The following is a 12934-nucleotide window of genomic DNA, read 5'->3' as shown; positions in this document are numbered from 1 at the left end:
GATCCGCCCTTGAAATACCGCCCTTGGCTGACCGGCTGCCTAACCCGGAAGGGGACAGTGTTTGGTGGGTAGTTTGACTGGGGTGGTCACCTCCGAAAGGGTAACGGAGGTTTCCCAAGGTTGGCTCATGCCGGACGGTAATCGGCAGGGGAGTGCAATAGCAGAAGCCAGCTTGACAGTGAGGCAAACAGGCCGATCTGGGACGAAAGTCGGGTATAGTGATCCGGTGGTTCCGCATGGAAGGGCCATCGCTCAAAGGATAAAAGGTACGCCGGGGATAACAGGCTGATCTCCCCCAAGAGCTCACATCGACGGGGAGGTTTGGCACCTCGATGTCGGCTCGTCACATCCTGGGGCTGGAGAAGGTTCCAAGGGTTCGGCTGTTCGCCGATTAAAGTGGCACGCGAGCTGGGTTCAGAACGTCGTGAGACAGTTCGGTCCCTATCTGTGGTGGGCGTTGGATGACTGAGGGGGTCTGTCCTTAGTACGAGAGGACCGGGATGGACATACCGCTGGCGGATCGGTTGTTTGGCCGCAGGCACGGCCGAGTAGCTACGTATGGTTAAGATAAGCGCTGAAGGCATCTAAGTGCGAAACTGGCCCCGAGATGAGTCATCCGGTATAAAGGGTTGTGCGAGACGAGCACGTGGATAGGCGGCAGGTGTAGGCGCTGAGAGGTGTTGAGCTGAGCCGTACTAATGAGCCCGGACGCGAGTTAGTGAATAAGTCTTTGTGGTAGTTGATTGGTTGGGCTGGCTGGTTGGCGCATCAAGGTTTCTCTCTGTGGGGCAAAAGACACCAGGATATAGGCTGGGCCCGTTAGGGTTTGGCTGGACGTCACAACAGGTTGGTGCTGGTAAGGCGGGTGGACACCTCTTTCCATTCCGAACAGAGCCGTTAAGCCCCGTACTGCCGATGGTACTGCTGTCACAAGCGGGAGAGTAGGAAGGTGCCACCTGGTGCATTGAGGGCGAAGGCCGCTGGATCCCCTATTGGGGCGCTCAGCGGCCTTTCGCGTTTAAAGGGGCTTAAATATAAGTTTAAGGGAATACCTTTTTAGGCTTTTTTTGTACCTTGCCTCTTCCATCCAACCCCTTAGACTAATGGCTCTTTTTAAACTACAGGTCAACGGTAAAAGCTATCAGGCTGATGTTGATCCAGATACTCCGCTCTTGTGGGTACTGCGTGATAATCTTGGATTAGTTGGTACAAAATACGGCTGTGGTATCGCTCAGTGTGGTGCCTGTACGGTACACCTTAACGGTGAAGCTGTTCGCTCCTGTGTGCTGCCCGTATCGGCTGTAGGCAAAGGAAAAGTGACCACAATTGAAGGGCTATCTGCAGATGGTACGCATCCGGTTCAAAAAGCGTGGAATGAAATTGACGTGCCCCAGTGCGGGTATTGTCAGGCGGGGCAGATAATGACCGCTGCGGCTTTGCTGAAACGTAATCCTAAGCCCTCCCAGAGTGAAATTGATGCTACAATGACTGGTAATATCTGCCGGTGTGGTACGTATCACCGTATTCGTGAAGCAGTCAAAGTAGCGGCTGCGTCTTCTTCGGCTCCTAAAACCACGAAATAGCCATGGCAACTTCAACCAACGAAAGCAGACGGAATTTTCTGAAAGTAGCCGCTGCCGCCGGGGGCGGTCTGCTAATTGGCTTTAACTGGCTTGAGTCAGAAGCTGCTGTAGGCACTAGATCGGCTTTATCAACCGGAACGGCTGCTTCGGCTCTACCCCCGGGCATTAACTTCAATAGCTATTTATCGATTAACCCGCAGGGGGTAATCACGATTCTCTCGCCAAATCCCGAAGTAGGTCAGGGCATTAAAACCGCTTTCCCAATTATTGTAGCGGAAGAGTTGGATGCGGACTGGACCCGCGTGGTTGTTGAACAGGCTCCCCTGGATACGAAGAAATTTGAGCGGCAGGTGGCCGGAGGTAGCGGATCTATTCCGCATTCCTGGAAGCGATTACGGACGGCCGGGGCTACGGCCCGGCAGATGCTCATGGAAGCGGCTGCCAGGCGCTGGAACGTACCGATTGCTGAACTGAGTACGGAGAAAGGGTTTGTGCTGCACGGTGCCAGCAAACGTAAACTAAGCTATGGCGAGCTGGCTACGGAAGCTGCGCAACTGCCGGTTCCGGCTGATGTAAAGCTGAAAGATGAGAAAGACTTTAAGCTGATTGGTACCACCGTTCGGAATGTTGATAATCCCAAAATTATTACGGGAAAACCGCTTTTTGGGCTGGATTTTCACCGCGATGGCATGTTGATCGCCATGCTGCAGCGGCCTGCATTTGGCTACAGACTGAAGTCGGTGAATACGACCGCTATTAAAGCCATGCCCGGTATTGTTGACGTAGTCACGTATGACAACAATGTTGCTGTTGTAGGCAAATCTACCTGGCAGGTGCGGAAGGCGAAGGATGCATTGAAAATTGAATGGGAAAAAGCAGGTGAACTTGAAAGCAGCGCCGACCATAACCGGCTTTTCAAGGAACTGCTGGATAGTAAGGAAGCGGTCGTCCGGAGGAAGGATGGCGACGTAGATACAGCCTTTAAGGGGGCGGCTAAAGTGGTTACGTCCGAGTACCAGTGCCCGTTCCTGCCCCATAGCCCGCTGGAGCCGATGAACTTCTTTGCGCATGTTCGGCCCGACGGCGTAGAACTGGTTGGGCCCACTCAGACGCCCGAACTGGCTCGGAATGAAACGGCGAAGCTGCTCGGTATCTCACCCGATAAAGTGACGGTTGAACTAACCCGGATGGGGGGGGGATTCGGCCGACGGCTCAAAGCCGACTATGTCCTTGAAGCCGTACAGGTGTCAAAACTGGTTAACGCACCGGTGAAGCTAATCTGGACGCGTGAGGACGACATGACCGGCGGAAGCTACCGCCCGGCGGTTCGGTACCGTTTCGAGGCTGCTCTGGACGCCCAGGGTAATATGATCGGCTATAAGTTACGGGGCGTAGGAATTAACGCCGGTAACCCAACCCGCGAAGATAACTTTCCGTCCGGAGCGGTCGATCATCTGCTGATTGACAGCGTTGAGCATAAGTCGCCGATCACTACCGGAGCCTGGCGGGCGCCCATTACGAACTTCCTGGCGTTTGCCGAGCAGTCTTTCTTTGATGAAGTAGCCATGGCTGTGGGCAAAGACCCCGTTCAGTTCCGGCTGGAACTGCTGGATAAGGCCAAGCAGAAACCCGTTGGCGCGATAAAGTACGATATTGACCGAATGATCGGGGTTATTAAACTGGCTGCCGAAAAAGCAGAATGGGGCAAGAAAAAAGGTGCGGATGGAAAGCCCATTGCCCAGGGCTTCAGTGTGTACTTCTCACACCGATCCTACGTAGCGCAGGTTGGTGAAGTGGTTGTGCAGAAGGGGAAGCCCGTTCTGCAAAAGGTATACGCAGCTGCCGATTGTGGCGTGGTGATTAACCAGAGTGGTGCACGGCAGCAAATCACGGGTGGAATTGTGGATGGTATTGGTCACGCCATGTTCGGCAATATTACGTTCAAGGAAGGCGTACCCGAGCAGAAAAACTACGATAGCTACCGGCTAATTCGACTGAATGAGATTCCAGCCGTGGAAGTCCATTTTGTTGAAAACAACATCGAGCCAACCGGCCTTGGCGAGCCCGCTCTGCCACCCGCGGGTGCAGCCGTATCGAACGCCATCTTTAAAGCTACCGGCAAACGGTTACGTAACCAGCCGTTTGTTGAGGAAGAGATATTTAAAGGGGTTTCCTGATTAAAGCCCATTCAGTCAGATTAACAAGCAGAAAGCCCAGCGGAGTTGCGCTGGGCTTTCTGCTTGTTGGAACGTCAATGGTTGGACTGCTCTACTGCATGGCAATAACGCGGGCAGGGGCTTTCATCTCGGCTGTTTTCAACGTAACCTGCTTCCGGATGCTGCCTTCGCTGGAGCTGATTTCCAGCTCGTACTGACCGTCGCTCAGGTCGTTTACGGTAAACAGAATGGCGCTTTTCACCTGTTTTTTGCTGATTGTCTGGCGGTATAAGACTTCCTTGTTTTCATTACGGAGCGTAACCACAACCGGCACTTCGGCGGTTTTTGCGACCGATAGCCGAATTTGATTGTTGATCGTAACAAAAGCGCTGGCATCGAAGGACAAAGCCTTGGGCGTAGTAGGCTCAAGTAACATGGCGCTGCTCAACAGCAGAGATGTAACGAGATTGGTCATTAATGGTAACATGGTCGTAATGGGTTTAAAAGTGTTTGTTGTTTACTGTTCACCGGAAGTAAGCCAAAGGCTGTGCCAATTGCGATTTGTCTTGATTGTCAACGGGTTGTGAATCTGGCATTAAGCTTATGCTGTACGCAACTGGACATTCTTTGTTCACTTCCGGACAAAAGTAGCAGGCGTGTGGTCGGCCGCCCAACTGACTGATTATGAGCTGTTCAAATTGACCGACGGAACGCCCGAAAATCTGGACGAAGCGTATCGGGTGAAAGAGGACCGGCTTAAACATTAGTCGAAAGCAAGCGTTTCATTAGAAAAGAGTAGCTATGAGCCGGGCTTTTCTCAAAAATGAATCCGCTGACGATCCGGTAGTTATACCCGCGCGGGCGCCTTTACCACCGGGTGCGACGAACTACGTAACGCCCCGTGGGCTGGCTTTACTACGTGCCGAACTGGCGGAGCTGGAAGCCGAACGCGCTCATGTGCAGGTCCATACCAGCGACGAAGCAGATCGCACCCGCCAGCTGGCCGAGCTAAACGGACGCATAGGTGCCCTGAACCAGCGTATCGCGAGTGCGCACGTAGTTGACCATGCCAATCAGGACCCGGCCGCAGACCCGCTCGTTCGTTTTGGTGCTACCGTAACGTTACGTACCCGTTCGTCCAGAACGGCTGGCAATACCGAGCGCCGGTTCACAATCGTTGGTGTTGATGAGGCCGATGCGGGTAACGGACGGATTGCTTTCACAGCTCCCATTGCGCGGGCTATGCAGGGAAAGCGTGTTGGTGATACGATCACTTTACGAACGGCCCGGGGAGAGGACGTGATGGAAATTACGGCAATTAACTACGCTGATTAGGGTCGGCTTGCTTCTATACACACGACTGCTGGTAAAGACGTATAAGGTTGACCGTGATTCGCTACCTTTACGCATTGATAATCAGTAAAGCACCTGAATTTTTCTGGGAAAGTATAGGCATAACCAATGGCCATACAATAGGTAAATACGCTATTAGGGCTTGATTCTGAAGGATATACTTGATCTGCCAGTTAATTTTACCCTCCCTGATTACAGGTGAAACCTGTCGGCATAGCTATGCTCAACGATTGTAGTTTACTACTCGAAAGTATCCCCGATGCTATCTTTATGCTGAATAGAGATGGTTACATCACCTTTACTAACCCGGCGGCATCTAGCATGACCGGGTACATCGCCAGTGAGTTGCTGAATCAGCATATAGCGTTCCTGTACAAGCCCGACTACGATTATACCAAAGCAGAATACGAACTGGGGCTGGCGCAGAAAAATGAGAAATTCAGCGCTGAGGGGTGGAAGTTCAGAAAGGATAAAACAAAGTTTTGGGGCGAACACATACTCTCCTGCCTGTATGATGAACAAAAAGCGCCGATTGGCTACTGCTGCACACTGCGGGACAGGTCGGAAAAAAAAACAGGCTGAACTGGAGCTTCGTCAGAGCGAAGAGCGGTATCGCCTGATGATAGAAGGCGTCAAAGACTATGCTATTTTTATGCTGGATACCACCGGGCATATTCTGACCTGGAATGAAGGGGCCCGGCGGATAAAAGGTTACTCGGCCAATGAGATTATTGGCCGGCACTTCTCTACATTCTACACCGCCGAAGACCTGGAAAGTCAGAAGCCAGCGCGAGAACTCAGGATAGCTATTGAAACAGGCCGGTATGAGGAAGAAGGCTGGCGGGTCAAAAGAAACGGTTCTGTTTTCTGGGCCAACGTAGTCATTACGGCGCTGTACAACGAGCAGAATAAGCTTATTGGCTTCTCGAAAGTAACGCGGGACCTGACCGAGCGTAAGGAAAACGAAGAAAACCTTCGCCAGAGCGAAGAACAATACCGGTCTCTGGTGCAGCAGGTGACCGATTATGGTATTTTCATGATGGATGAAAAAGGCAGGATCATCAACTGGAATGAAGGCGCCCGGCGAATTAATGGCTATACGAACGAAGAGATTGTCGGTAAATACTTCTCTATTTTTTATCCCGAGGAAGATATTCTCAATGGCAAGCCCTCGCACGAATTGAAAGTGGCCAGAGCCGAAGGCAAATATGAAGAAGAAGGCTGGCGGATTCGAAAGGACGGCAGTGTGTTCTGGGCCAATGTAGTCATTACTGCTATCTATAATGCCCAGGGTATTCATATTGGCTTTTCGAAGGTAACGCGCGACCTGACGGAACGAAAAAAAGCCGAGAAGGAACTGCGAAACAGCTATGATCGCTACCGGGTGCTGGCTAATGAGCTTAAGCAGACGAATAGCGAGTTATCCGTTGCGAATGAGGAACTGGAACAATTTACGTCTATTGTCTCCCACGATTTGCAGGAGCCGATCCGAACGATCAAAAGCTTTCTGCAGCTCATTGACCTGAAGATTAGCCAGCAGCAGGATGAAAAGCTGAAAACGTATATCCAGAAGTCGCTTCATGCCGCCAACCGCATGAAAGAGTTGATTCAGAACCTGTTGCAGTATTCGCAGGTAAGTAAAGCCACTTTTTCGCGGGAGACGGTCAAACTGGATGAATTACTCGATGAAGTACTACAGAACGTAAAGACCTCCGTCGAGAGCAGTCAGGCTCGGATTACGATTGAAACTCAGGTAGCTAGTGTTTACGGGAACCGCACCCAACTGATGCAGCTGGTTCAGAATCTGGTCAGTAATTCGTTAAAGTTCAGGGCTGATGAAGACCCGCAGATTCTTATTCGATGCCTGAAAGAGAAGGATCAGGTAAAGTTTGCCGTTTCTGATAATGGAATAGGTATTGATAAAGACGATCTGGAGAAAATATTTGAGGTATTCAGGCGGCTGCATACTGAAAAAGATTATCCCGGCACCGGCATCGGCCTGGCTATTTGCAAAAGAATAGTTGATCGGCACGGCGGACAAATATGGCCAGAATCAATACCTGGCAAGGGAACCACATTTTATTTTACCCTCAATCAGGCCACAACGGAGGGGCTGCTGGTATCATGAAGAAATACAGAATTATCATTGTCGAGAACGATGAGGACGAGCAATTCTTTATGAAAAAAGGGTTTGACGAAACCGGTCTGTTTGATATTCTCATTCAGGCTCGGAACGGGAATGTCCTACTGGAATGGCTGGAGGAACATAGGCCTACCCTGCCCGATGTGATTTTATCGGACCTTAACATGCCCGGTAAGAACGGCTACGACATTCTGGATGCTCTGAAAGAAGATCCGGCTTACGCGCGGGTCCCGGTTATCATTACATCTACGTCCTCTACGCCGTCTATTAGAGACAAATGCCTTAATAAGGGCGCGGCTGATTATATAGTCAAGCCGGAGACGTTTATCGAATATGGTCCCTACGCTCAGCAACTGCACACGCGAATTGAGCATAAGCAGTTGGTTAAGGTTGGGAAGGCCTCGTAAACAAACAGAGCGAGTCAACCTTGATCAAAAGTAACTCCCCATAAGGTCGGCTACCGGGAGCAAAGGCGCTCCGACATTAGTATGGCTAATCTGTATCGTTCCGACAGAAACAGCAGGGGATGGCGTGCAACGGGCGGCATACTTTCCAGGTAAGTAGTATTTTCTGGGCAGAAAGCGCTTCTTAAGGGAGTCAGACTTCTTATCAGAACGATTACGCTCTTTTTTATCACCCCATGCATACTTCTTTTACCGGCCTTACCGGTCTGTTGGCTGTATTGATAGCCGTTCACAGCATTGGTGCAGATCGCCACGACAAAACGCCTTCAACGCACCAGGCAACGAAACCCGTTCCGGCTACTGACCTGAAAGTGCCTGCCGGTTTTTCGGCTTCTATAGTTGCCGAGGACCTAGGTCCTACCCGCCACATTGCCGTTACCAAAACCGGCGATATCTACGTAAAGCTGTCCAAACTAAAGGATGGGAAAGGCATTTACCGGCTGCGCGACACTAACAAAGATGGCATCATTGACGAGCAGACCGGCTTTGGCGATTACCCAGGTACGGGCATCTATATCAAAAATGGCTACCTGTATGCTTCCTCAAACTCGGGTATCTACCGGTATAAGCTAAATGAGAACGAAGAGGTCATGAATCCCGACCAGCCCGAACTGCTGGTTTCCGGTCTGCGGGTGAAAACGCGGGATCAGTCCAAGTCGATTGTCGTTGACAATCAGAATAATATCTACGTAAACATTGCTTCAGATAACGACGCCTGCCGGGAGGCCGGCACCGGTAAAGGCATGATGCCGTGCCCGCTGCTCGACTCGGCTGCGGGTATCTGGCAGTTTAAAGCGAACGTGCCGAACCAGCAGTTCAGCGACGGTATTCGGTACGCAACGGGTCTGAAAAACGTCGTGGGCCTGGACTGGAACGCAAAAACCAACTCCCTGTTCGTCATGCAGCACGGCCGGGGGCAGTTCCACGATTTTTATCCGCAGTATTACACGCCCCAGCAGAGCGCCGAGCTACCCGCCGAAACGATGTATGAACTGCACAAAGGCGATGACGCCGGCTGGCCGTACATCTACTATGATCACATTCAGAGAAAGAAAATTGTAGCGCCCGAATACGGGGGCGATGGCAAAAAGACGGGTGGTGAGAAGACCATCACGCCCATCGCGGCTTTCCCGGCTCACCTCGGTCCAAACGGGTTGCTGTTCTATACCGGAACGCTGTTTCCCCAGAAATACCGCAACGGCGCTTTCGTTGCGTTTCACAGCCAGTCGTCGGCGCTGCACAAAGGGTATATGGTCGCGTTTGTGCCGTTCAAAAACGGAAAACCTTCGGGCAACTGGGAGATTTTCGCGGATAATTTTGCCGGAACGGATCTGGTTAAACCAACCGGCCCCGTTCAGCATCGGCCCTGCGGACTGGCGCAAGGTCCGGATGGCTCACTATACGTGACCGACGATTTAAACGGGACCCTGTTCCGCATTGCCTACAAAGGTAGCGCAGCCCAAAGCCCGAAGGCAACGGCTGCCGTAAATAGGAAGTAAGCAGAAGGAGCGGGCAAGCCAGCGTTCCGTTATAACTTGCCTGCTAAAACCAAGTGTTCATGTCAATTTCAACTGATTCATTGCCACAACAGTCCTTACGTGTGCTGGTGGTTGGCTGCGGCAACATGGGTGCCTCGCACGCTATTGCCTATCAACAACTGGATGGATTCGAGATTTGCGGGATTGTCTCGACCGGTAAAAGTAAAGAAGTCCTTAACGAACGTCTGGGCGGAGGGTACGCCCTGTTCAGCGATTACGAAACGGCTCTAAACGAAACCCAGCCCGACGCCGTCTGCATTTCGACCTATCCCGATACGCACGAAGCCTTCGCCATTATGGCGTTTGAGAAAGGCTGTCACGTATTCATCGAAAAGCCCGTTGCCGATACCGTAGTGGGCGCAAAACGGGTGCTTGAAGCGGCTCGGAAGGCCAATAAAAAGCTGGTAGTGGGCTATATTCTGCGGCATCACCCATCCTGGGAAAAGTTTGTGGAGGTGGCGCAGAGCCTGGGTAAACCGCTGGTGATGCGGATGAACCTGAACCAGCAAAGCCACGGCACAATGTGGACGGTTCACCGTAACCTGATGAAATCGCTCAGCCCGATTGTCGACTGCGGGGTGCATTATATTGACGTCATGTGTCAGATGACCCGCTCGAAGCCCGTTCAGGTGAACGCCATCGGTGCGCGGCTGACGAACGATATTCCGGCCGATAACTACAATTACGGTCAGTTACAGATTCGGTTCGACGACGGGTCGGTGGGCTGGTATGAAGCGGGCTGGGGACCGATGATGAGCGAAACGGCTTTCTTTGTCAAGGACGTAATCGGGCCGGATGGCTGCGTGTCGATTGTTGCCAAGAACGCCGGAGCCACCGGCAAGTCAGACAATGTTGATTCGCATACGAAGACCGAATCGCTGCGCGTGCATCGTGCCCGACTGAATCAGGACGATCAGTTTGTCGAAGCCGATACCTGGATCGATATGCAGGACGAGCCGGACCATCAGGAGCTCTGCAACCGGGAGCAGCGGTATTTCCTGAAAGCGATTCGGGAAAACCTCGACCTGACCGATCACATGCAGGATGCCGTCAATAGTCTGCAAATCGCGTTTGCCTGCGACGAGTCGGTGCGGACGGGTCAGCCGGTGATGCTGTAACGCTTGCCGGACGTAACGTTTTCGGCTACATGACGAACTGAACGCGCACATATGGACAATCCACAGGCAAGCCGAAGGGCATTTCTCAAAACCGCCGTTGCCGGCCTACCGCTTGTGGCAACGGCGGGCGTTGGGACATTGGCCGGAACCGTTACGGCCCCGAGCGCCACGAAGCCGGGCCCTGTCAAGCTAAGCTGTAATCTGTATTCGTTCAACGAACCGCTAATGAACGGGCAGATGACGCTCGAACAGGTGCTGGAATTCTGTGCTGATCTGGGCTTTGACGCCGTTGACCCAACCGCCTATTACTTTCCCAATTATCCGGCCGTGCCCGACGACCGTTACGTGTACGAGATCAAGCGGAAAGCGTTTCGGCTGGGGCTCGACATCAGCGGTACAGGCGTTCGTAACGATTTTACCCTGCCGGATGCGGGGCGTCGGAAAGCCGAAGTCGAGCTGGTCCGTAAATGGACCGACGTAGCGGCCCGGTTGGGCGCACCCGTCGTGCGGGTGTTTGCCGGGCTGGGTAAAGAACTGTCGCCCAGTCAGCCGCGCGCGGAAGTGACCAGTTGGATGATGGATGCCATTCGGGAATGCGCCGAATACGCCGGTAAACAGGGCGTTATGATCGTGTTCCAGAACCACGCGGATTACGTGCAGACGGCCGATCAAACGCTCGAAATTATACGGCGGGTCGATTCAGAATGGCTGGGAGCAAACCTGGATATTGGCAGCTTTAAACTGGGCGACCCCTACGCACAGATTGCTCAGGTAGCACCCTATGCGGCTACCTGGCAGATCAAGGAAAACCTGTTCGTAGACGGGCGGGAGGTGCCGACGGATCTCGGCCGGATTGTGCAGATCGTGCGTGCGTCTGGTTATCGGGGTTATCTGCCCATTGAAACGCTTGGCAAGGGCGATCCGCGCCAGAAAGTCCCTGTATTCTATGAAAAAGTAAAGAAAGCCCTGGCTGTGAACGGATAAGGCGGCCTTCAGGGTGTTAATAAATGGCCAAAAATCGTTTTATTTGTAATATCCGATTTATCGGTCCGGCTTAATGCCGGATACAATATCCTCAATTAACACGATTCTATGAAAAACAATGAGCAGGAGCCAACGGGCAGCACGAGCGGAAATTCGCGCCGGTCGTTTCTGAAAACGCTTGGTGTTGCAGCCGCTGCCGCACCCACCGCGCTGGCCGAAACGAAAGCCGCGGGTGTGGCTACTCCCCAGTATCTGAACCTGATTAAGAATCACGCCAGCACGACGGCTAATGGCAAGGTGCGGCTGGCCCTGATTGGGACCGGCGGGATGGGCATCGGCGATACGCAAACGGCCCTGATGGTCGATGGTGTTGAAATGGTGGCTGCCTGCGACCTGTACGATGGTCGCCTGCGCCGGGCTAAAGAGCTCTGGGGCGATGGCATCATGGTCACCAAAGATTATCGTGAACTGATTGACCGGAATGACATTGATGCGGTGATCAACGCGACAACCGACCACTGGCACGAAAAAATCTCATCGGACGCTATGCGGAAAGGCAAGCACGTGTATTGCGAAAAGCCGATGGTGCAGAAGGTCGACGACGGGCATACGCTCATCAAAGTGTCGAAAGATACCGGCAAGGTGTTCCAGGTTGGTAGCCAGTTTGCCAGCTCGATTATCGTTGCCAAGGCGAAGGAACTCCTGAAGGCGGGTGATATTGGCGAACTGGTTTTTGCCGAAGCCCAGTACGACCGCCACAGCGCCATGGGTGCCTGGCAGTATTCGATTCCGCCCGATGCATCACCCCAAACGGTTGACTGGGATACCTACCTCGGGAGCGCCCCCAAGCGCCCCTGGGACCCGCTCCGCTTTTTCCGCTGGCGGAATTACCAGGACTACGGCACCGGCATCGCCGGGGACCTGTATGTACACCTGCTCACAACTCTGCACACCATCACCGGCTCGCTCGGGCCAAACCGGGTGTATTCAAGCGGAGGCACGCGGTACTGGAAAGACGGCCGCGACGTACCCGATATTCAACTGAGTATTTATGATTACCCGAAAACGGCGGAGCATCCGGAGTTCAACCTGACGACCCGTTCGAACTTTGTCGATGGCGGGGGCGGAGGGTATCTTGTGCGCCTGGTTGGTACCGAAGGCGACCTGTCGCTGGGCTGGGACAGCCTGACCGTTCGGAAGAACAAATTCCCGAAAGCACCGGGTATGTCGATCGACAATTTCCCCAAAGACCAGAAGGAGCTGTTCATTGCGGAATACAACAAGATGTACCCATCGCGTCCCGAAATGGAAGGACCGAAGGAGTTCAAATACGTCGTTCCAAAAGACTACAAAGGCGATCGTTACGAACATTTTGTGAACTTCTTCAACTCGATGCGCGACAACAAGCCGAACATCGAGGACGCTACGTTTGGTCTGCGGGCCTGCGGTCCAACGCAGTGCGGCAACATGAGCCTGTTCCAGAAGAAAGTGGTCAGCTGGGACCCGATGAAGATGAAAATCGGCAACGCCGTTTAATGGAATGCAACGTAAACAAAAAGCCTGTCCAGTATAAGGACAGGCTTTTTGTTTGGGCT

Annotated in this window: 11 protein-coding genes and 2 rRNA genes (1 of these 13 only partly in view); 12 read left to right on the top strand and 1 reads right to left on the bottom strand. The window is 52.8% G+C overall.

Annotation, left to right across the window (positions count from 1 at the left end):
- The 4 genes from HNV11_RS16895 to HNV11_RS16880 all read left to right on the top strand — a co-directional run.
- Window positions 1–720, top strand: a 23S ribosomal RNA gene (locus tag HNV11_RS16895); it begins 2120 nt to the left of the window's first position.
- Between the two features lie 126 nt (window positions 721–846).
- Window positions 847–958, top strand: a 5S ribosomal RNA gene (gene rrf / locus HNV11_RS16890).
- A gap of 145 nt (window positions 959–1103) precedes the next feature.
- Window positions 1104–1583, top strand: coding sequence for a (2Fe-2S)-binding protein (locus HNV11_RS16885; protein ID WP_171740779.1), 480 nt, complete (start codon window positions 1104–1106; stop codon window positions 1581–1583).
- Between the two features lie 2 nt (window positions 1584–1585).
- On the top strand, window positions 1586–3760 hold the full coding sequence (locus HNV11_RS16880) for a xanthine dehydrogenase family protein molybdopterin-binding subunit (RefSeq protein WP_171740778.1): 2175 nt from the start codon (window positions 1586–1588) through the stop codon (window positions 3758–3760).
- Window positions 3761–3851: 91 nt separating this feature from the next.
- Here HNV11_RS16880 and HNV11_RS16875 read toward each other — a convergent pair whose 3' ends face one another.
- Window positions 3852–4226 (bottom strand): DUF3244 domain-containing protein, encoded by a 375-nt coding sequence (locus HNV11_RS16875; RefSeq protein WP_171740777.1) that lies wholly within the window; start codon window positions 4224–4226, stop codon window positions 3852–3854.
- 314 nt (window positions 4227–4540) lie between these two features.
- Here HNV11_RS16875 and HNV11_RS16870 point away from each other — a divergent pair, with 314 nt between their 5' ends.
- The 8 genes from HNV11_RS16870 to HNV11_RS16835 all read left to right on the top strand — a co-directional run bounded on the left by HNV11_RS16870 (window position 4541) and on the right by HNV11_RS16835 (window position 12875).
- Window positions 4541–5074 (top strand): GreA/GreB family elongation factor, encoded by a 534-nt coding sequence (locus tag HNV11_RS16870; RefSeq protein WP_171740776.1) that lies wholly within the window; start codon window positions 4541–4543, stop codon window positions 5072–5074.
- Between the two features lie 237 nt (window positions 5075–5311).
- Complete coding sequence (locus HNV11_RS16865; RefSeq protein WP_171740775.1) at window positions 5312–5674, top strand: PAS domain-containing protein; 363 nt, start codon at window positions 5312–5314, stop codon at window positions 5672–5674.
- On the top strand, window positions 5604–7220 hold the full coding sequence (locus HNV11_RS16860) for a sensor histidine kinase (RefSeq protein ID WP_171740774.1): 1617 nt from the start codon (window positions 5604–5606) through the stop codon (window positions 7218–7220). Before HNV11_RS16865 ends, HNV11_RS16860 begins: the two co-directional genes overlap by 71 nt.
- Window positions 7217–7642: a response regulator gene (locus tag HNV11_RS16855; protein WP_171740773.1), complete on the top strand. Its 426-nt coding sequence runs from the start codon at window positions 7217–7219 to the stop codon at window positions 7640–7642. Before HNV11_RS16860 ends, HNV11_RS16855 begins: the two co-directional genes overlap by 4 nt.
- Before the next feature lie 233 nt (window positions 7643–7875).
- Window positions 7876–9198 (top strand): PQQ-dependent sugar dehydrogenase, encoded by a 1323-nt coding sequence (locus HNV11_RS16850; RefSeq protein ID WP_171740772.1) that lies wholly within the window; start codon window positions 7876–7878, stop codon window positions 9196–9198.
- A 59-nt stretch (window positions 9199–9257) separates the two neighbouring features.
- The gene (locus tag HNV11_RS16845; RefSeq protein WP_171740771.1) at window positions 9258–10355 is read left to right on the top strand and encodes a Gfo/Idh/MocA family protein; all 1098 of its coding nucleotides are present in this window, start codon (window positions 9258–9260) and stop codon (window positions 10353–10355) included.
- Between the two features lie 51 nt (window positions 10356–10406).
- Window positions 10407–11339 (top strand): sugar phosphate isomerase/epimerase family protein, encoded by a 933-nt coding sequence (locus HNV11_RS16840; RefSeq protein ID WP_171740770.1) that lies wholly within the window; start codon window positions 10407–10409, stop codon window positions 11337–11339.
- Between the two features lie 108 nt (window positions 11340–11447).
- Entirely contained in the window at window positions 11448–12875 is a 1428-nt protein-coding gene (locus HNV11_RS16835) for a Gfo/Idh/MocA family protein (protein ID WP_171740769.1), read from the top strand.
- The last annotated feature ends 59 nt before the right edge of the window (window positions 12876–12934 follow it).

Source organism: Spirosoma taeanense (assembly GCF_013127955.1).
Taxonomy (GTDB): Bacteria; Bacteroidota; Bacteroidia; order Cytophagales; family Spirosomataceae; genus Spirosoma; species Spirosoma taeanense.
The sequence above is the reverse complement of the archived record's forward strand: the minus strand, read 5'-3'. Positions and strand labels throughout refer to the sequence as shown.

Bases quoted from the DNA above. Each gene is read 5' to 3' on its own strand.
- HNV11_RS16885 (WP_171740779.1), top strand. From the start codon at position 1,104: ATGGCTCTTTTTAAACTACAGGTCAACGGTAAAAGCTATCAGGCTGAT.
- HNV11_RS16880 (WP_171740778.1), top strand. From the start codon at position 1,586: ATGGCAACTTCAACCAACGAAAGCAGACGGAATTTTCTGAAAGTAGCC.
- HNV11_RS16875 (WP_171740777.1), bottom strand. From the start codon at position 4,226: ATGTTACCATTAATGACCAATCTCGTTACATCTCTGCTGTTGAGCAGC.
- HNV11_RS16870 (WP_171740776.1), top strand. From the start codon at position 4,541: ATGAGCCGGGCTTTTCTCAAAAATGAATCCGCTGACGATCCGGTAGTT.
- HNV11_RS16865 (WP_171740775.1), top strand. From the start codon at position 5,312: ATGCTCAACGATTGTAGTTTACTACTCGAAAGTATCCCCGATGCTATC.
- HNV11_RS16860 (WP_171740774.1), top strand. From the start codon at position 5,604: ATGATGAACAAAAAGCGCCGATTGGCTACTGCTGCACACTGCGGGACA.
- HNV11_RS16855 (WP_171740773.1), top strand. From the start codon at position 7,217: ATGAAGAAATACAGAATTATCATTGTCGAGAACGATGAGGACGAGCAA.
- HNV11_RS16850 (WP_171740772.1), top strand. From the start codon at position 7,876: ATGCATACTTCTTTTACCGGCCTTACCGGTCTGTTGGCTGTATTGATA.
- HNV11_RS16845 (WP_171740771.1), top strand. From the start codon at position 9,258: ATGTCAATTTCAACTGATTCATTGCCACAACAGTCCTTACGTGTGCTG.
- HNV11_RS16840 (WP_171740770.1), top strand. From the start codon at position 10,407: ATGGACAATCCACAGGCAAGCCGAAGGGCATTTCTCAAAACCGCCGTT.
- HNV11_RS16835 (WP_171740769.1), top strand. From the start codon at position 11,448: ATGAAAAACAATGAGCAGGAGCCAACGGGCAGCACGAGCGGAAATTCG.